Annotated in this window: 14 protein-coding genes and 1 pseudogene; 4 read left to right on the top strand and 11 right to left on the bottom strand. The window is 65.8% G+C overall.

Annotated features, from left to right (window positions below):
- Positions 1 to 3: 3 nt before the first annotated feature.
- The 5 genes from ACR652_RS16820 to ACR652_RS16840 form a co-directional block, all read right to left on the bottom strand.
- On the bottom strand, positions 4 to 1,419 hold the full coding sequence (locus ACR652_RS16820; RefSeq protein ID WP_434507633.1) for an amino acid permease: 1,416 nt from the start codon (positions 1,417 to 1,419) through the stop codon (positions 4 to 6).
- A 216-nt stretch (positions 1,420 to 1,635) separates the two neighbouring features.
- A complete protein-coding gene (locus ACR652_RS16825) occupies positions 1,636 to 2,580 on the bottom strand; it encodes a GIY-YIG nuclease family protein (RefSeq protein ID WP_434507634.1) in 945 nt (314 codons plus the stop codon).
- A gap of 645 nt (positions 2,581 to 3,225) precedes the next feature.
- Complete coding sequence (gene gpt / locus ACR652_RS16830) at positions 3,226 to 3,729, bottom strand: xanthine phosphoribosyltransferase (RefSeq protein WP_434507635.1); 504 nt, start codon at positions 3,727 to 3,729, stop codon at positions 3,226 to 3,228.
- Between the two features lie 16 nt (positions 3,730 to 3,745).
- Positions 3,746 to 4,501 (bottom strand): competence/damage-inducible protein A, encoded by a 756-nt coding sequence (locus tag ACR652_RS16835; RefSeq protein ID WP_434507636.1) that lies wholly within the window; start codon positions 4,499 to 4,501, stop codon positions 3,746 to 3,748.
- A gap of 107 nt (positions 4,502 to 4,608) precedes the next feature.
- A complete protein-coding gene (locus ACR652_RS16840; RefSeq protein WP_434507637.1) occupies positions 4,609 to 5,751 on the bottom strand; it encodes an OpgC family protein in 1,143 nt (380 codons plus the stop codon).
- 167 nt (positions 5,752 to 5,918) lie between these two features.
- On the opposite strand from ACR652_RS16840, the gene map reads away from it, so the two are divergent.
- From map to ACR652_RS16860, 4 genes and pseudogenes are all read left to right on the top strand, one after another.
- Positions 5,919 to 6,755 carry a type I methionyl aminopeptidase gene (map, locus tag ACR652_RS16845; protein ID WP_434507638.1) on the top strand — a complete coding sequence of 279 codons (837 nt, stop codon included), beginning with the start codon at positions 5,919 to 5,921 and terminating at the stop codon, positions 6,753 to 6,755.
- 41 nt (positions 6,756 to 6,796) lie between these two features.
- Positions 6,797 to 7,366 (top strand): annotated as a pseudogene (locus ACR652_RS16850) (JAB domain-containing protein); the annotation flags it as partial.
- Between the two features lie 141 nt (positions 7,367 to 7,507).
- Positions 7,508 to 8,863, top strand: coding sequence for a DHA2 family efflux MFS transporter permease subunit (locus tag ACR652_RS16855; protein WP_434507739.1), 1,356 nt, complete (start codon positions 7,508 to 7,510; stop codon positions 8,861 to 8,863).
- Between the two features lie 275 nt (positions 8,864 to 9,138).
- Positions 9,139 to 10,158, top strand: coding sequence for an adenosine deaminase (locus ACR652_RS16860; protein ID WP_434507639.1), 1,020 nt, complete (start codon positions 9,139 to 9,141; stop codon positions 10,156 to 10,158).
- Here the strand turns inward: ACR652_RS16860 and ACR652_RS16865 are convergent.
- The 6 genes from ACR652_RS16865 to ACR652_RS16890 form a co-directional block, all read right to left on the bottom strand.
- Positions 10,131 to 10,856 carry an RlmE family RNA methyltransferase gene (locus tag ACR652_RS16865; RefSeq protein WP_434507640.1) on the bottom strand — a complete coding sequence of 242 codons (726 nt, stop codon included), beginning with the start codon at positions 10,854 to 10,856 and terminating at the stop codon, positions 10,131 to 10,133. The two genes, ACR652_RS16860 and ACR652_RS16865, sit on opposite strands and share 28 nt — an antisense overlap.
- Positions 10,853 to 12,952, bottom strand: coding sequence for an ABC transporter ATP-binding protein/permease (locus ACR652_RS16870; RefSeq protein ID WP_434507641.1), 2,100 nt, complete (start codon positions 12,950 to 12,952; stop codon positions 10,853 to 10,855). Before ACR652_RS16870 ends, ACR652_RS16865 begins: the two co-directional genes overlap by 4 nt.
- Positions 12,953 to 13,043: 91 nt before the next feature.
- Entirely contained in the window at positions 13,044 to 13,379 is a 336-nt protein-coding gene (locus tag ACR652_RS16875) for an integration host factor subunit alpha (RefSeq protein ID WP_434507740.1), read from the bottom strand.
- Positions 13,380 to 13,599: 220 nt separating this feature from the next.
- The gene (locus tag ACR652_RS16880; RefSeq protein ID WP_434507642.1) at positions 13,600 to 14,424 is read right to left on the bottom strand and encodes a carbon-nitrogen hydrolase family protein; all 825 of its coding nucleotides are present in this window, start codon (positions 14,422 to 14,424) and stop codon (positions 13,600 to 13,602) included.
- Positions 14,425 to 14,568: 144 nt separating this feature from the next.
- Positions 14,569 to 15,204 carry a TetR/AcrR family transcriptional regulator gene (locus ACR652_RS16885; RefSeq protein ID WP_434507643.1) on the bottom strand — a complete coding sequence of 212 codons (636 nt, stop codon included), beginning with the start codon at positions 15,202 to 15,204 and terminating at the stop codon, positions 14,569 to 14,571.
- On the bottom strand, positions 15,201 to 18,323 hold the full coding sequence (locus tag ACR652_RS16890) for an efflux RND transporter permease subunit (protein ID WP_434507644.1): 3,123 nt from the start codon (positions 18,321 to 18,323) through the stop codon (positions 15,201 to 15,203). Before ACR652_RS16890 ends, ACR652_RS16885 begins: the two co-directional genes overlap by 4 nt.
- Between the last annotated feature and the right edge of the window lie 10 nt (positions 18,324 to 18,333).

Genomic DNA, 18,333 nt, shown 5'->3' on the forward strand with positions numbered 1-18,333 from the left:
CGCCTACCCCTCGCCCTCATTGCCGTCTTGCGCCAGACGGCTGTGGCGCCGGCCGTAGAGGAAATAGACGGCGAAGCCGATCGCCAGCCAGACGACGAAACGCGCCCAGGCGATGGCCGGGAGGCGCGACAGCAGCCAGAGCGAAAAGGCGACGCCGATGAGCGGCGTCGCCGGCACGAAAGGCGTGCGGAAACTGCGAGGCGCATCCGGCCGCGCCCGGCGCAGGACGATCACCGCGAGGCAGATCACCACGAAAGCCGAGAGCGTGCCGATGTTCACGAGCTCGGCGACTTCCTTGATCGGATAGAGCGCGGCGACGACCGCCGTCAGCGCGCCCGCGATCAGAGTCGGCCGGTGCGGGGTGCGGAAGCGCGGATGCAGGACCGAGAACCACGCCGGCAGCAGGCCGTCGCGGCTCATGGCGAACCAGATGCGCGCGCAGCCGAGCAGGAAGGCCAGCATGACGCTGGTGATGCCGGCGACGGCGGCGACCGAGACGATGAAGGCGACCCAGGGCAGGCCCAGTGACGCGAAGGCCGTGACCACCGGCGCCGGATTGTCGAGCGTGGGGTAAGGCGCGATCCCCGTGAGGACGAGCGCCATGGCGACATAGAGGGTCAGCGAAACCGCAAGCGACAGCAGAACGGCGCGCGGCAGGTCGCGCTGCGGATCGCGCGCCTCCTCGGCGGCGGTGGTCAGCGTGTCGTAGCCGAAGACGGCGAAGAAGACGACCGCCGCGCCCTCCGCGACGCCCGAGAAGCCGAAGGGCATGAACGGCCGCCAGTTCTCGACGCGCACATAGGGCAGGCCGACGATGATCACGAAGATCACCGCCGCGATCTTGAGGATCACCATCGCCGTGTTGAACCGCGCGCCCCATTCGATGCGCAGGGTCAGGAGCCCCGCGACCCCGAGCGCGCCGAGCGCCGCCATCAGATCGACGACATGGCCCTGGCCCGTGCCCGGCGCGCCCGCGGCCCAATCCGGCAGCGGCAGGCCGAGCTGGGCCAGAAGCGCCTGAAAATAGGCCGACCAGCCGATGGAGACGACGGCGACGACCAAGGCATATTCGAGCAGCAGGTCCCAGCCGATGATCCAGGCGACCAGCTCGCCGAGCACCGCATAGGCGTAAGTATAGGCGCTGCCCGCGACCGGGATGAGGCCGGCGAATTCCGCATAGGACAACGCCGCGGCGCCGCTGGCGACGCCCGCGATCAGGAAGGAGAGCGCCACCGCCGGCCCCGCCTGGGTCGCCGCGACGACGCCGGTGAGCACGAAAATGCCCACGCCGATGAGGCCGCCGAGGCCGATGCTGGTCAATTGCCAGACGCCCAGCACCCGGCGGAAGCCCGTCGATGTGGCGGCTTGCGATCTCAGCGCGTCGATGGATTTGACGCGCCCGAACATGCGCAGACTCATACTGTCGCCCCCCTGATCGTCCGCGCGCAGATAAAGCCATTTCGCGGGAGCTGTCATGCCGGTGGAGGGAGGATTGGTGCGGGCGGCCCGTAAACAGCCTCAGCCCGATATCCCTCTTTGCCCCTCTGTAATTATTGAAGGGGCTAAGTTTCTTCCCAAGGCCGATCAACCCGCTTACTCACCCTCGCTCTCACGTCGGCAAGGTTGGGGCGTAAATCACTCCTGCTCGACGGTCGAAACATGTTTTGAAGGGTCTTGCTCTACAAGTTGGGCATCCTGATAGTCTTTCAGCGTTTGCCCCGTGGAAGCGACCTTCCATGCAGTCCGCCCGTTCGAGTTCCTGTTGAATATCACACCCGCCGCAGCACTGGGGCTCGGGAACTGAACATCCTTTATAAACTGCAGAACCTCTTGATCAGCCGTAGGTTTCAGGCGCCCCTCCTTGATCAGGGAATCACGGAGGGCCTGGTAGTCGTTAGAGACAAACTCCCTCTTGGCGGTCGCTGTAGAGCCTTTCAATACCGTCACCTCGCCATCCTGCTCGACAGCTTTGGCCTCAATCTTGTGTTTCCTGCTTGAAAGGACGAGTTCTAGAGCCGACGGTTGCGGGACCGGCCTTCCAGCTTCGCTCAGAGGCGCTGTAATTTTTGGACGCAGGAAGTCATACCCGACCACAGGCAGAATAACCTGCATTTGCGAGAGAAAATACTCCATGTCGGCTACGTCGGACTCCGGCAATAGCTTCGGGGTCGGTTCATTCCCGTTCGCAATGTTTGCCCGATCAGCCTCTTGAACCAACTCGACCAGCCGGCTCTCCAAATAACGGACGTGAGCCTTCGTGAGATTTTGGTCCTTTGAGGAAACAAGACAAACATGGGACCAAAACTCTTTTTTGGGATCCTTTGCGTGCATGCGTAATCGGTCGGCGACACTGTCGCCTTCGCCCACATAGACCCGGTTACGACTTGGCTGATCTGGATCGTTTCCAACAAGGAAGTAGATCCCAGTTCTACTGGCTTCCTCACGCATGAGCGCATCAGCCAGTCGCGACCGGGAGGAGACGAGAACGTGACCGGTCCAATTCATAATCTCCGCCGTCATCAAACCGGTCGGGGTTCCGTCCACCAAGAACAACCGGACCGTGCGGCCGTGAGTCGCCATTCTTCAAGCCTCCGTGGCCAGCAAATGAAAAAGGAAACGCGCCCTGACCCAATAGAGCACCATAGGGGCATAGAAGCGGCGCTCAAAGCCTGTGGTTTTCAAAGGCATGAACCGCGCCGGGCTTGCCAGAGGCGATTTTCATTCGAGTCAGACCGCCATGGCTGGCTCGTCAGTTTGCGCCGCTGGGAATTGGGGCCCATTACCCCACACGGCACGCGCAGACCTTGACGAAAACTTGCGGATTTTTTCAAACAGACTTGGTGCGGGCGGCCGGAATCGAACCGGCACAGGCCTTGCGGCCCTACGGATTTTCGTACCCGCCACGGCTTTCGCCGCCCCGCTGACGCGGGTTTGGGGTCTGGACTATCCCTTCGCCCTGGCGCTTTCGCGCTTTAGGCGCCGCCCGTCTAGTCTCTACACCTTCCCGCCGAAACGGCGGGCTTGGCTCGGGATCGCCACTTTCGAGGGTTCCCCGACTTTGAGCGGTTCTACTTCGGCGGTTTCCCGCGCAAAGCACTCAAATTGCTTCAAGTCCGTTGCGTCTACCAGTTTCGCCACGCCCGCATGTCCGTGACCCTGCCCTTATAGGGCCCGCCACGAAGGGGCGCCAAGCGAATTTGACGCGAATGGCGCCCGCCTGTCCAGCTAACCGCGACGGACGCGCCGCTCCTGCGGGCGAATCGGCGCCTGAAAGGTCAGGCCCGTGTCCCAGGGGAAGTAGATCCAGGTGTCCTGAGAGACTTCCGTGACGAATGTGTCGACCATCGGCAGGCCCTGCGGCTTGGCGTAAACGGTGGCGAAATGTGCTTTCGGCAGCATCTCCCGGACGGCTTTCGCCGTCGCCCCCGTGTCCACCAGATCGTCGATGATCAGCACTTCCGCGCTGGGGCGCGCGAGGATCGTGTCCGTCAGCGGCTTGAGGACCTCGATCGACTCGCGCTCCGTCTCCTCGTGATAACTGGCGACGCAGACCGTCTCGATGACGCGGATGCCCAGTTCGCGCGCGACGATCCCCGCTGGCACCAGCCCGCCGCGCGTGACCGCGACGATCGCCGAAAAGCCGCCGATCGAGGCGAGCCGCCAGGCGAGCGCGCGGGCGTCGCGATGAAACATGTCCCAGGAGACGGGGAAGAATTTTTCCGGCTGCATCTCTCTCCGCTCCTTGTCAAAGCGCCGCGGCGAGGTCCGCGAGCAAAGCGCGCACGGCCTCCGCGGCCAGGGCCAGCGCCCCGGCGTCGCGGCTGCGCAGGACGATCTGGTTGCGCACGCCCTGGCCCGTGAAGTTGGGATAGGAGCCGATGCTCACCCCCGCATGGGCCTTGGCGATGGCCTCGAGACGCATCGCATAGCCGCCCTCGGGAATCGAGCCCGCCTCGATGGTCTCGACCAGAACCGGCGCGCCGGCGCGCAGGCGCGGCCCGACCGTGTCCATCATCGACTGCATGATGGCGGGCACGCCCGCCATGACGATGACATTGCCGATCCAGAAGCCCGGCGCCCTGGAGAGGGCGTTGCGGATCAGCTCGGCGCCCTCGGGGATCCGCGCCATGCGGCGGCGCGCGGGATTCAGCTCCTCCTCGGAGAAGCGCTCGCGCAGCATGGACAGGGCGCGCGGGTCCTCGCCGACCGGGACGCCGAAGGCCTTGCCGATCGCGTCGGCGGTGATGTCGTCATGGGTGGGGCCGATTCCGCCCGTGGTGAAAACATAATCGTAGCGGGCGCGCAGCGCGTTGACCGCCGCGACGATCTCGTCCTCGGCGTCCGGCACGACGCGGACCTCGCGCAGGTCGACGCCGGTCTGCGCCAGATAGGTGGCGATGTAGCGCGTGTTCGTGTCCTGCGTGCGTCCCGACAGGATTTCGTCGCCGATGACGAGAACCGCCGCCGTCGCCGGCGCCTCGCCCGATTCGGGTTCATTCATTCCGCGCGCCTCCCTGGAGGCATGATTATGGCGAGCGCCAGCCGGAACGCCAAGCCCGACGCGCCGATGCGTCGACAGGGCCGGATCGTCGGGCGGCCGGGTCGCCGTCAGGCCTTGCCGGCCGCCGGCGCGGCGAGACGCGGCCGGGCGCTCGGCGCGCGCTGCGGCGGCCGCGCCTGCTCGATCCAGCGCGTCAGGCTGTCGAGCAGAAACAGCGCCGCCGCGACGAACAGCACATCCGCCAGCGGCGTCGCGAGCCCATTGGCGTCCAGCGCCGCGCGAAGCGCCTGGCCGGCCGCGCTCAGCAGACTGCCCGCGCAGAAGGTCGTCAGCGCATGACGCCCCAGCCGGCAGAAGAAGTCATAAACCCGCCCGCCCTTCAGCCAGCGCGTGACGCCCGAGAAGGCGACCGCATAGGCCAGCGCGAAAAAATCGACAATCCGGGCGACGCCCAATTCGCTCTTGTCCCAATCGAGGTAACGGCCCGCCTCGTCGACGAGGCCGGGAAGCAAATCCAGGCAATTGGAGACGATGGCGGCCACGCCAATGGACACCCCCAGCGCCAGCCCATGCGCCGGGGCGGAATAGGGAACGCCCCGATCCCGCGACAGGGCGGCGCAGGCGACGCCCAGCGAGAACATGAGCTGCCAGGCGAAGGGATTGAAATACCAGCCGTTGTGACCGGGCCAGGCCGGCAGAACGAGCCCGGCGCGCGCCGCCGCGTAGAGGGCGGCGGAGAGCGCCAGAAGCAGGCGGATGTCGCGGACTGCGAGCGAAAGCAGCAGCGGCGCCGCGACGATGAGCAGCACATAGAGCGGCAGGATATTGAAGAAGGCGAGCTGATGGGTCAGCGCGACGAGTCCCAGCAGCCCGGCCGCCGGGTTCAGGAACGGCTCGATCCGGCCGCCGCCCTCCTCCGCCATCAGCAGGTCGTAGGGCGAGAAGAAAGTGACGAGGCCGAAGAACAGCAGCGCCGTCGCGCTCAAGGCGAGATGCGCTCCGTAGAGCTGACCCGCCCGTCGCAGCAAGGCGGCCGTGGCCTCGCGCGCCCGTCCCGTCGCGAAACGGCGGCCATAGGCGAGCCAGACGGAAACCCCGGAGAGAAAGACGAAGATCTCCGCCGAGTCGGAAAAGGCGAAGTTGCGCGGGGTGAAGGCCCCCAGCACATTGCCGGGGATGTGGTTGATGAGGATGGCGGCGAGGGCGACGCCGCGCCAGAAGTCGATGGAGTCGATGCGATCTTTCTGCACGATCAGCGATTCTTCCCGTTCCCGCCCGCGGCGGTCCCCAGCCTTGCCGCAGCGACAGCATATACAAATCCGGCGCCGAAAGCGCTGCCGTTCGCCAATCTTGCTTTGGCTGTTGAAATCACTACCTTGTCGATAATTCCCCGCGTCCCTGGAGCCTGTGAGCGCGCATGACCTTCATCGAATCCCACCTCGCCCCCGCCGGCCGCAAGAACGGACACATCAAGCTGCACGGGCCACAGGATTTCGAGGGCATGCGCAAGGTCGGCCGGCTCGCGGCCGAGGCGCTCGACATGCTCGTGCCGGAGGTCAAGCCGGGGGTGACGACCCAGCGCCTCGACGATCTGGTCTTCGATTTCGCCCTGGCCCATGGCGCCTATCCGGCGCCCCTCGACTATCGCGGCTACCGCAAGTCGATCTGCACCTCGATCAACCATGTCGTCTGCCACGGCGTGCCGGACCCCAAGCCGCTGCGCGACGGCGACATCGTCAATATCGACGTGACCTTCATTCTCGACGGCTGGCACGGCGACGCGAGCCGCATGTTCGGCGTGGGCGAAATCCCGCGCAAGGCGCAGCGGCTGATCGACGTCACCTATGAATCGCTGCTGCGCGGCATTGCGGCGGTCAGGCCGGGCGCGACGACGGGCGACATTGGCGCGGCGATCCAGCAATATGCCGAAAGCGAGCGCTGCTCCGTCGTGCGCGATTTCTGCGGCCATGGGCTGGGCCGGGTGTTCCACGACGAGCCGAACATCCTGCATTACGGCGCCGCCGGCCAGGGCGTGGAGCTGCGCCCCGGCATGTTCTTCACGATCGAGCCGATGATCAACCTGGGCAAGCCTCAGGTGAAAATCCTGTCCGACGGCTGGACCGCCGTGACCCGCGACCGCTCGCTGTCGGCGCAGTTCGAGCATTCGATCGGCGTCACCGAGACAGGCGCGGAGATCTTCACGCTCTCGCCCAGAGGGCTCGACAATCCCGCCGCGGCCACGCCCGCGGCATGAAGACGCGCGGTGACCTCAAGGCGGGTGGACCGGCCTCCGGCATGGAAGAGGCCCCCGCTCCCCATTACCACGGTCATCGCCAGCGTCTTCGCGAACGTTTCATGGAGGCGGGCGGAAATGCGCTCGCCGATTACGAGTTGATGGAGCTGCTGCTCTTTCGCGCCATCCCGCGCCGCGACGTGAAACCGCTCGCCAAGGCGCTGCTCGAACGTTTCGGCTCCTTCGCGGAAGCCGTCGCCGCGCGGCCGGAGCGGCTGCGCGAAATCCCCGGCCTGACCGAAGGCGCCATTGTCGATCTGAAGGTGACGGAGGCGGCGGCGCGGCGACTCGCGCGCGGCGCGCTGGAAAAGCGCACGGTGCTGTCCTCCTTCTCGGCGGTCACGGATTATTGCCGCACCGCCATGGCCTACGCCGAGCGCGAGGAGTTCCGCATCCTGTTTCTCGACAAGCGCAACGCCCTCATCGCCGACGAGGTGCAGGGCGTCGGCACGGTCGATCATACGCCGGTCTATCCGCGCGAGGTGGTCCGGCGCGCGCTGGAGCTTGGCGCGAGCGCGCTGATCCTCGCCCATAACCATCCTTCCGGCGACCCGACCCCCTCGGCGGCGGACATCAGCATGACCCCTGATCGTCGGGCGCAACGGCCAGACGAGTTTCCGGGGGCTCAAGCTGATTTGACGCCGCTCGCCGTCCTTGCGAGGAGCCGCCCCTCCAATATCGTCACGCCTCTGATCGTCGCCACCGCGCTGTTCATGGAGCAGCTCGACGGCACGGTGCTGGCCACCGCGCTCCCGGCGATGGCCGCTGATCTTCACGAAGACCCGGTGGCTCTCAAGCTCGCGCTGACCTCCTATCTTCTGTCGCTCGCGGTCTTCATCCCGCTCTCGGGCTGGGCGGCCGACACATTCGGCGCCAGGCGCGTGTTTCGCGCGGCCATCGCGGTCTTCACGGCCGGCTCGATTCTCTCGGGCTTCTCTCACACGCTTCTGGAGATCGTGCTCGCGCGGGTGGCGCAGGGGCTCGGCGGCGCCATGATGGTGCCGGTCGGGCGGCTCGTGCTGCTGCGCACCGCCCCGCGCCATGAACTCGTGCGCGCCATGGCCTGGCTGACCGTGCCCGCGCTCATCGGCCCGCTGATCGGCCCGCCGCTCGGCGGCTTTCTGGCCACGCAATTCGACTGGCGTTATATTTTCTGGATCAACGTGCCCATCGGGGTTCTGGGCGTCGCGCTGTCGACGCGCTTCATTCCCAATCTGCGCGAGGAACAGGTGCGTCCGCTCGATGTCAGGGGCGCGATCCTCTCGGGCGTGGGCCTCTCCTGCATCGTCTTCGGTTTCACGCTGGTGGGACGCGGCTTCGTCTCCGCTCCGGTCGTCGCGCTGATCATCGGCGTCGGCGCCGCCTCGCTTGTCGCCTATGTCCTTCACGCCCGCCGCACGGAGCATCCGATCGTCGATCTGGCGCTTTTGCGCATTCCGACTTTTCAGGCGGCCATCTATGGAGGGTTCCTGTTCCGCATCGGGCTCGGCGCCGTGCCCTTTCTGCTGCCGCTCATGTTGCAGGTGGGCTTCGGGCTCAGCGCCCATGAATCGGGGCTTCTGACCTTCGTCGCGGCGGCGGGGGCGATGGTGATGAAGACGACGGCGCAGCCGATCCTCAAACGCTTCGGCTTCCGCCGCGCGCTCATCGCCAATACGCTCATCTGCTCGGGCTTTCTCACCATCAACGCGCTATTCACGCCGACGACGCCGCATTGGTTGATCATGGCGGTCCTGCTTGTGGGCGGCTTCTTCCGTTCGCTTCAGTTCACGGCGCTGAACACGATCTGCTACGCCGACATTCCGCGCGAGTCGATGAGCAACGCCACGAGCTTCGCCGCGGTGGGGCAGCAATTGTCCATCTCCACCGGCGTCGCGATCGGCGCGGCGGCGCTGGAGGCCGCGCGCGCGCTGCATGAGGGGCATGATCTGCGCGCGGATGATTTCGCCCCGGCCTTTTACGCCGTCGCCGCGATTTCCGCGCTGTCGCTCGTCAGCTTCGTTCGCCTCGCCCCCAACGCCGGGGACGAACTGACCGGGCGCGGCGCGCGCCAGCCGGCGGGCGGCTAGGGAAGCGTTTCAGCAAAATGCGGCAATCTGCGTGTTCGCATCCCTCCCCCTTGCGGGGAGGGTGGCGCGCGAAGCGCGACGGGTGGGGTTCTCTCGGTGATATGGCCGTTGCGGTTGACCCCACCCGACCCCGCCTAACGACGGGGCCACCCTCCCCGTAAAGGGGAGGGATTGCTCACGATCCGCGTCGGCGCCGGCTTCATTGGAACCGCGCGCCACTTCGGCGGAGAGCGCTCTATTTATTCAATTGGCGGACAGGCGCGGGAGAGACGCTCATGCAACAAGCCGAATTCATCGCCGGCCTTCCCAAATCCGAACTGCATCTGCATATCGAGGGGACGCTCGAACCCGAGATGGTGTTCCGTCTCGCGGCGCGCAATCGCCTGGAGCTTCCCTTCCCGACGGTGGAGGCGCTGCGCAGCGCCTATGCGTTCGACGATCTCCAAAGCTTTCTGGATCTCTATTACCACGCGACGCAGGTGCTCGTCCGCGCGCAGGATTTCCATGATCTCGCGGGCGCCTATCTCGCCCGCGCGCGGGCCGACAACGTGCGTCATGCGGAGATCTTCTTCGATCCACAGGCGCATCTGCGGCGCGGCGTGGCGCTCGCCGCCGTCATGGACGGACTGACCGCCGCGCTCGACGCCGCCGCCCGCGACGGCGGACCGACGTCGCGGCTCATCATGTGCTTCTTGCGCGATCTCGATGAAGCCGACGCGCTGGCGACGCTCGACGCCATCTATCCCTGGCTCAATCGCGTGACTGGCGTCGGGCTCGATTCCGCCGAGGCCGGCCATCCGCCGGAAAAATTCGCCCGCGTCTTCACCCGCGCCCGGGCCATGGGCCTGCGCACGGTCGCCCATGCCGGCGAGGAAGGCCCGGCCGCCTATGTCACGCAGGCGCTCGATGTGCTGAAAGCCGAACGCATCGACCATGGCGTGCGCGCCATCGACGACGCGGCGCTCGTCGCGCGCCTGGCGCGGGAGCGCACGCCGCTCACCGTCTGCCCGCTCTCCAACATCAGGCTGCGCGTCTATCCGCGCCTGTCGGCGCATCCGATCAAACGGCTCATGGACGCGGGCGTGGTCGTCACCATAAACTCCGACGATCCCGCCTATTTCGGCGGCTATGTGAATGAAAATTACCGCGCCGTCGCCGAGGCGTTTTCGATCGGGCGGGCGGAGCTGGCGCAACTCGCCAGAAACAGCTTCGAGGCCTCTTTTCTCTCCGCGTCCGAAAAAGAGGCGCGGATCGCCGAAGTCGAGGCTTACGTCTCGGCGTCCGGCGCAGACTGATCGCGACGACCGCGAAAGCCCGTCGCCAGCACGTAAAGCTCGGCGGAATCGGCGCGGCTCGCGGCGGGCTTCACATGGCGCACCGTCGCGAAATCGCGCTTGAGTTTCGCCAGCAACTGCCCCTCGGTGCCGCCCTGCAACACCTTGGCGACGAAGAAGCCGCCCGGCGCCAGAATATCCATGGCGAATTCCGCCGCCAGCTCCGCGAGCGCCACGATGCGCAGATGATCGGTCTGCTTGTGGCCGGTGGCGTTGGCGGCCATGTCGGACATGACGCCGTCCGCCTCGCCGCCGAGCATGGCCTTGATGACATCCGGCGCGTCGTCGTCGTTGAAGTCCTTCACGGCGAATGTGACGCCGGCGATCGGCTCCATGTCGAGAAGATCGACGCCGACGACCTTGCCCCTGCCGTCCTTCGCCTTCACCCGGTCGGCGGCGATCTGCGACCAGCCGCCGGGCGCGGCGCCGAGATCGACGATGCGCCCGCCGGGTTTGAAGAGATGATGGCGGTCGTCCATCTCCATGAGCTTATAGGCGGCGCGCGAGCGATAGCCCTCGCGTTTCGCGCGCGCGACATAAGGGTCGTTGAGCTGGCGCGACAGCCAGAGCGTCGAGGAGAGCGACCGCTTGCGCGCGGTCTTCACCCGCGTCTTCAGCGACCGCCCGCCCTCGCGCCCCGAGCCCTTGCCGTCGCTCATGCCAGCACCTTGTCGCGCGGCGCGAAGAGGCCATCGGGCTGCGCCTCCATCTCGATGTGGCGGTCGTGATAGTCGTGCAGCGTCGAGCGATGGCCGATGGAGACGATCGTCGTCGCGGGCAGACGTTCGCGCAGCATGCCGTAAATCTCGCCCTCGAGCTTCTCGTCCAGCGCGGAGGTCGACTCGTCGAGGAACAGCCAGTCGGGCCGCGCGAGCAGGGCGCGCGCGATCGCGACGCGCTGCTGCTCGCCGCCGGACAGGCGCTGGCCCCAGTTGTTGTCCTCATCGAGCCGCTCGACGAAGGGCGCGAGCCGCGCGGCGACCAGAGCGGATTCGATATCGCTGCGGGTGAAATCCTCGACCGCCGCCGGATAGACCACCGCCTCGGCGAGCGTGCCCATCGGAATATAGGGGCGCTGCGGCGCCAGCATCACCCGCGCGGTCTGCGGCATCGAGATCGCGCCCGTCACATGCGGCCAGACGCCGGCGATGGCGCGAAACAGCGTGGATTTGCCCGAGCCGGAGGGACCGGTGAGCAGCACGGACTGTCCCGGCTCCAGCGCGAGTTGATCGACATGCACGATGCGCCGCCCATCCGGCAGCGACAAGGTGAGATCGCTGAGCGCCAGCTCGGGCGTCCGGGCGCGGGAGACGATCTGCGCGCCTTCGCTCGTCGCCCTTGCGCCGTCGATCGCCTTGTCGAAGGAGGCAAGACGGTCGAGCACGGATTTGAACTGCGCCAGCGAGGTGTAATAGTTGATAAAGAAGGTGAGCGCGCTCTCCACCCGCCCGAAGGAGCTCGCCGTCTGCGTCATCACGCCGAGCTGGATGCGGCCCGCGAAATAGAAGGGCGCGGTGATGACATAGGGGATGATCGGCGACAGCTGGCCATAGGTCGCCGTGAACATCATGAGCTGCTTGCGCGTGCGCACGATCGACAGATAGTTGAACACGATTCCCGCGAAGCGCTGGATCAGGCTCCCCTGCTCCGCCTTTTCGCCCGACAGCAGCGCGATCTGCTCGCTGTATTCGCGCAGGCGCGCCAACGAGAAGCGGAAATCCGCCTCGCGCCGCTGCTTGTCGAAATAGAGCACGGTGAGCTTGCGGCCGATCAGATGAGTGACGAGCGTGCCGAGCGTGGCATAGGCCAGCACGACCCAGAACAGGAAGCCGGGGAGGTAGATGTTGGTGCCCGGCAGCGGATAGTTGCCGGACAGCTCCCACAGCACGAAGGAGAAGGAGACGAGGGAGCTGACGGTCGAGATCAGCAGGATCGAATAGGAGTAGATGCCGTAGCCGTCGTCCGCGCCGTTGATGAAACGGTTGACGTCCTCGGCGATGCGCTGGTCGGGGTTGTCGGCGGCGCCGCCAGCGAGCGTCATGCCGTAATGCGTGTGGCTGCCGAGCCAGCGGCGGACATAATGCTCGGTGAGCCAGCGGCGCCAGCGGATGACGAGCATCGACTGCACCACATATTCGATCACCGCGATCGCGACATAGACGAAGGCCCAGGGCGTGAAGACGAACAGCAGCTGACGCCAGAACTCCGCCGCGTTCTTCTCCTGAATGGCGTTGAACCAGTCGCGGTTGAAGAAGGACAAGCGGACAGTGATGCCCACCTGCCCCTGGTTGATCAGCACCAGCACGACGACCATGGCGACGGCGATGGCGCTCTCGCGGGCGCCGAAGCGCGGAAAGGGCCAGACGCGCCCCTCGCCGCGGTCACTCGAGTCGAAGTAAAGATCGGCGATGCGGGTCATCTCCCGCACGACGCGAATGCGGGAGATGGCGAAGACGAGAATGGAGAAGACCGCGACCGTCACGGCCATGCTCTCGGGCGGCGTCCAGGTGGCGAGCCCCTGCGGCCAGAGCCCCTCCGCCTGAATGAGCCGCACCAGCCCGAAGACGATCGTCTCGGTCGAGAAGATCGCCGCGAAAATCTTCATGAAGCTGGACATCGCCGCGCCGCGCCATGTGGTGTAGGCGCAAAGACCAGCGGCGGCGGCGAGGACGAAGAGGTCAGCGTCCGCCCGATGCGCGCCGATCAGCGCGGCAAGAACGGCAAAGGCGGCGACGGCCGCGCTCAGTTTTCGCATTTCTGGCCCTTTGAAAGGATGGGAGGCGTCAGCGCTCGCGGCGCCGACGCGATAGCGCTCCCCTCACCTTTGCACGGCCGGCGGTCCGAGCTCAATCATCCTCTGTCGGAATGATCGCGTCGCCGTTGACATGCGCGACAAGCACGGGAGACGCCTTGAACGTGAGGACACGACGCGGCGTAATTGTGGCCTCGACGCCCGTTTTTGGATTTCGTCCAATGCGTTCCCGCTTGCTTCGCACGTTGAACGTGCCGAAGGAGCGTAATTTCACGGACTCGCCGCGCAAAAGCGCCTCTGTGATCTCCTCGAAGGCGGAATCGAGGATCTTGCGGGCTTCCGCCCGCGAGAGGGTCGGGCAGCAGCTGTAAACAGCCTCCCGCAGCGCAGCGCGCGTCAAAGTGTTTCCAGGCGCGTTCTTTCTTACCATGCGGGGCAAACACAAACTTGAGGGACTGCCACAACCGACCAGGAAACCGGACATGATTTCGCCCAACTTCCCCGGCGGCGCGACAAAAACAGATTATGTACGCAAGCACAATAGCTTACGAGACGCATAGTAACCAGAAATCATGGATTTGCAAGGCTATGGCGCAGCTTCGCCAAATAATTGACGCAGCCGCGCCTCACTTTTAATGTAAAGTCTACGCTTAGACCGTGAGCTTTACCTTATGCTGCGCCACCGGGATCATGGCGCGGACCTTCCGAATGCGGTCGATGTCGACATAGGACGACACCAGCCCCGGCCCCTCGGACGCCTTGGCGACGACATGGCCCCACGGGTCGGCGATCAGCGAATTGCCGTAGGTGAAGCGCGTCTCATGCCCGGCCTTGTGCGCTCCGGTCTGCGCGGGGGCGCAGAAATAGGCCTGCATCTCGATGGCGCGGGCGCGGCAGAGCACCTCCCAGTGATCCTTGCCGGTGACGAGGGTGAAGGCGGCCGGCAGGGCCACAATGTCCACGCCCTTGTCGGCGAGCGCCTGAAACAGATAGGAGAAGCGCAGGTCGTAGCAGATGGCGCAGCCGACCTTGAGCCCCTCGACGTCATAGGTCACGACCGCGTCGCCCGGCTTGAAGGCGGCGCTCTCGTGATATTTCGCGCCGTCCGGGGCCGTGATGTCGAACATGTGAATCTTGCGGTAGCGCGCGACTTCCTTGCCTTCGCGGTTGAAGGCGACGCTGGTGTTGTAGAGGCGCTCCTCGCCGGGAATCTTCTCGAGAATCGAGCCGGCGTGAATGAAAACCTTGTGCTGGCGCGCCAGCGCGCTGCACATCTCATAGGCCGGCCCGCCCGGCAGCTCCTCGGCCGCCGCCATTTTTTCGGCGCGGGATCCGCCAATGAAATCGAACACCTCGGGGAGGCAGATCCAGTCCGGCTTCTCCTGGGCGACCGCCCGTTCGATCAGGGCGCGGGCGTTGGCGAGATTGACGTCCTTGTCGCCAATCGAATTCATCTGAACCAGTGTGACCTTCATGGCGGCTCTGCTGTTCCCCTGGGCCGCGCGGATGCGCGCTCGTTCTTCAAGCGCGTTATCATACACAAGCGTTGCGGGCGGCGTAAGAGGCGCTTTTGGAGAGCAGTGCGACACGCCTCGCGATGGCTCGAAGCCGGAGGCGCGTCAGGCCTCCACGCCGGCGCGCAGGGCGGCGAGACAGAACTCGATCATTTGCGCGCTCGTGGGCTCCGGGCGGTCGGCATATTCGACCATCAGCCGGGGATGACAGAAGCGGATGCAGGACAGGTGCACGAGCCGGGCGGCCAGCCGGGGATCGCCCTTGGCGAATTCGCCCGACTCCATGCCCGACGCGACGACGCTTTCATAGATCGCGTCGAGACGGTCGATATGCTCCGAAATCACCGGCCAGTGCTGCTCCAGCGCCGCCTCGACCATTTCGTGCATCTTGCGGTCGGCGAGGTAGCGACTGGCGTTCATCTGCTCATTGCCGAGCACGAGCGCGCGCAGCCGGTCCGAGGCCGAGCCGGGACCCGACGCGATCGCCTGCGCCGCCGCCTCCGCCTCGCCCATCAGATGCCGCGCGACGGCCACGTGAATCTCGGCCTTGGAGCCGAAGAAGCGATAGACGTTCGCGGGAGACATGCGCAGGTCCCGCGCGATGTCGGCCACCGTCGTCTTCTGGAAGCCGATCTCGCGGAACAGGCGTTCCGCCGTCGCGACGATTCTGGCGCGCGTATCCGTGTCCCGCGCGCGCGCATCGGCGTCGCGCGTCGCAACCGCCTCGGTCGCCCCACTCATTCCGCTGCCTCCCCGGCCAGGCCCTCGCCAAGCGCGACGGTCTGCGGCGCGGCGACTGGCAGTCTGTCATCGAGATGCTTGCGAAACCAGAGGGCGTACAGCGCCGGCAGAAACAGCACCGTCAGGAAGGTGGCGACGAACAGGCCGCCCATGATGGTGAGCGCCATGGGCCCCCAGAAGGCGGAGCGCGACAGCGGGATCATCGCCAGGATCGCCGCGAGCGCTGTCAGCGCGACGGGCCGGGCGCGGCGCACCGTGGCGCCGATGATCGCCTCCCGGTAATTGGCGCCGCCTTCGAGATCCTGTCGCACCTGATCGACGAGGATGATGGAGTTGCGCATATCCATGCCCGACAGCGCGAACAGGCCGAGAAGCGCGACGAAGCCGAACGGCGCGTGGGCGGCGTTGAGCGCCAGCGACGCGCCGATCAGCCCGAGCGGCGCGCTCATCATCACAAGTCCCACGCGCGTGAAATCCTGCAACTGGAACATGGCGATGGACAGCATGAAGAGAATCACCACCGGGAACACGACGAAGATCGAGCTGTTGCCCTTGGCCGATTCCTCGATGGCGCCGCCCATCTCGACGCGATAGCCCGGCGGCAGATGCTCGCGAATGTCGGCGAGCTGAGCCCAGACGCGCTGGGAGACGTCCGGCGCCTGGACGCCGTCCTTGACGCCGGCGCGCACGGTGATTGTCATGTTGCGGTTTCGCCGCCAGATAATCGGCTCTTCATGCTCGTAGACGATCTTGGCGACCTGCGAGACCGTCACGGGCCTGCCGTCGCGCGAATAAAGCACCATGTCGCCGAGCGCGCCAAGCGCCGCCCGCTCCTCCGGAACGGCGCGCGCCACGACGTCGATCTGGTCGGTCCCGTCGCGCAGCGTGGTCACGGTGACGCCCGAGACCGCCATGCGAATGCGATTGGAGACGTCCTGCGGCGTCACGCCCATGAGGCGGGCGCGGTCCTGGTCGATGACCAGCCGGACGCTCGGCGTCTGCTCGTTCCACGAGAGATGCGGGTCGTCCGCGCCAGGGTCCTGCTCGACGACATCGCGAATCTGATGGGCGATCTCGCGCACCTTCTGGGGATCCGCGCCGATGACCCGGAACTGAACCGCAAAGCCCACGGGCGGGCCGTAAGAGAAGCGGTCGACGCGCACGCGCGCCTGTGGCAGCGCGCCATTGGCGACCGCCGCCTCGATCTTCTTCTTCAGCCGCTCGCGCGCCGGAACGTCCTTCGAGACGATGACCGTCTCGGCATAGGCCTCGTTCGGCAGTTGCGGATTGAGCCCCAGCCAGAAGCGCGGCGGCCCCTGCCCGACATAGGTCGTGAAGAAGTTGATGTCCGGATCGTCGGCGAGCAGCGCCTCCGCCTGTTTCGCGGTTTCGAGCGTCGCGCCGATCGACGAGCCCTCGGGCATGCGCATTTGGAGAAAGAGCTCCAGCCGCTCCGCATAGGGGAAGAACTGTTTCTGAACGACGACCATGCCGAGAATGGCGAGGCAGAAGACGCCCACGGTCGAGGCGATCACCTTGATCCGGTTGTCCACGGCCCAGGCGATGACCGCGCGCAGGCGCCTGTAGGAGGGCGTCTGGTAAATCTCGTCGGGATCGTGGTGGGGATGCAGCTTGCCGAAATCGGGCAGAAGCTTCACGCCGAGATAGGGCGTGAACATCACCGCCACGAACCACGACGCCACCAGCGCCACCAGCAGCACCCAGAACATGGAGCCGGTGTATTCGCCCACGCCCGAGGCCGCGAAGCCGACCGGCAGAAAGCCCGCCGCGGTGATCAGCGTGCCGGTGAGCATGGGAAAGGCGGTCGAGTCCCAGGCGAAGGTCGCGGCCTTGATGCGATCGTAGCCCTGCTCCATCTTCACCATCATCATCTCGACCGCGATGATGGCGTCGTCGACGAGGAGACCCAGCGCGATAATGAGCGCCCCGAGCGAAATGCGCTGCAGGTCGATGCCCATCAGATACATGAGGATGAACACGACGGCGAGGACGAAGGGCACGGAGAGCGCCACCACGACGCCGGTGCGAAAGCCCAGCGACACGAAGCTCACGCCCAGAACGATGATCAGCGCCTCGATGAAGGAGCGCGTGAATTCGCCGACCGCTTCCTCGACGACCTTCGGCTGGTCGGCGATCTGATCGATCTCGATTCCAACCGGAGTCGTCGCGCGCACCTCGGCCACCGCATCGGCCACGGCCTTGCCGAAATTGAAGACGTTGCCGCCCTTCGCCAGAACCGCGCCGATGACGACGGCGGGCTGGCCCTTGTAGCGCACAAGGAAGGAGGGCGGGTCCTCAAAGCCCATATGCACCTCGGCGATGTCGCCGAGCCGGAAGACCTTGCCATTCGCCGGAACCGGAATGGCGGCGATGGCGTCGGCTCCTTTCAGCTCCTCCGTGACCTGTATGCGCACCCTGTTGGCGGACGTTTCAAACGCGCCAGCGTTGGTGACGGCGTTCTGCTTGGCGATCGAGTCGAACAGAGCTTGCGGCTCAACGCCGAGATTGGCGATCTTCTCCTGGCTGAACTCGAGATAGACGCGGCGGGGCTGCTCGCCGTAAACATCCACCTTCATCACCTCCGGCGTCTCCACGAGACGCTGGCGCAGGGCTTCGACGACCTTGTGCAGCATATGGTAATCGGCGCCGTCGCCGGTCACGGCGTAGAGCACCGAGTCGACGTCGCCATATTCGTCGTTGATCTGCGGCCCGCGCACGCCGGCCGGCAGATCTCCCTGTATATCGCTGAGCTTCTTTCGGAGTTGATAGAAGAGCTGGGGAATCTCCCGCGGCGGCGTTGTGTCCTTGAAGCTCACCTGCATCGCCAGGAAGCCAGGCTTCGTATAGGTCTCGATCTTGTGGAGATGGGGCAGCGTCTGAAGCTTCTTCTCGTAGAGATCAGCCACCTGGTCGCGCATCTCCTGCGCCGTCGCGCCCGGCCAGGTCGCGATGACATTCGCCACCTTGATGGTGAAGGACGGGTCCTCCGCGCGTCCGAGGCGCAGATAGGAATAGAGGCCCGAAGCCGCGATCGCGATCATCAGGAACAGCATGAGCTGCGGGCGCTGCACCGCCCATCTGGAAAGATTGAAGCGCATCGGCGCGGCT

This window comes from Methylocystis sp. (assembly GCF_051061225.1).
Lineage (GTDB): Bacteria > Pseudomonadota > Alphaproteobacteria > Rhizobiales > Beijerinckiaceae > Methylocystis.

What these genes read in the sequence shown, in the direction of transcription:
- ACR652_RS16820 (WP_434507633.1), bottom strand. Translation starts at nt 1,419, where the DNA reads ATGAGTCTGCGCATGTTCGGGCGCGTCAAATCCATCGACGCGCTGAGA.
- ACR652_RS16825 (WP_434507634.1), bottom strand. Translation starts at nt 2,580, where the DNA reads ATGGCGACTCACGGCCGCACGGTCCGGTTGTTCTTGGTGGACGGAACC.
- gpt (WP_434507635.1), bottom strand. Translation starts at nt 3,729, where the DNA reads ATGCAGCCGGAAAAATTCTTCCCCGTCTCCTGGGACATGTTTCATCGC.
- ACR652_RS16835 (WP_434507636.1), bottom strand. Translation starts at nt 4,501, where the DNA reads ATGAATGAACCCGAATCGGGCGAGGCGCCGGCGACGGCGGCGGTTCTC.
- map (WP_434507638.1), top strand. Translation starts at nt 5,919, where the DNA reads ATGACCTTCATCGAATCCCACCTCGCCCCCGCCGGCCGCAAGAACGGA.
- ACR652_RS16855 (WP_434507739.1), top strand. Translation starts at nt 7,508, where the DNA reads ATGGAGCAGCTCGACGGCACGGTGCTGGCCACCGCGCTCCCGGCGATG.
- ACR652_RS16860 (WP_434507639.1), top strand. Translation starts at nt 9,139, where the DNA reads ATGCAACAAGCCGAATTCATCGCCGGCCTTCCCAAATCCGAACTGCAT.
- ACR652_RS16865 (WP_434507640.1), bottom strand. Translation starts at nt 10,856, where the DNA reads ATGAGCGACGGCAAGGGCTCGGGGCGCGAGGGCGGGCGGTCGCTGAAG.
- ACR652_RS16870 (WP_434507641.1), bottom strand. Translation starts at nt 12,952, where the DNA reads ATGCGAAAACTGAGCGCGGCCGTCGCCGCCTTTGCCGTTCTTGCCGCG.
- ACR652_RS16875 (WP_434507740.1), bottom strand. Translation starts at nt 13,379, where the DNA reads ATGGTAAGAAAGAACGCGCCTGGAAACACTTTGACGCGCGCTGCGCTG.
- ACR652_RS16880 (WP_434507642.1), bottom strand. Translation starts at nt 14,424, where the DNA reads ATGAAGGTCACACTGGTTCAGATGAATTCGATTGGCGACAAGGACGTC.
- ACR652_RS16885 (WP_434507643.1), bottom strand. Translation starts at nt 15,204, where the DNA reads ATGAGTGGGGCGACCGAGGCGGTTGCGACGCGCGACGCCGATGCGCGC.
- ACR652_RS16890 (WP_434507644.1), bottom strand. Translation starts at nt 18,323, where the DNA reads ATGCGCTTCAATCTTTCCAGATGGGCGGTGCAGCGCCCGCAGCTCATG.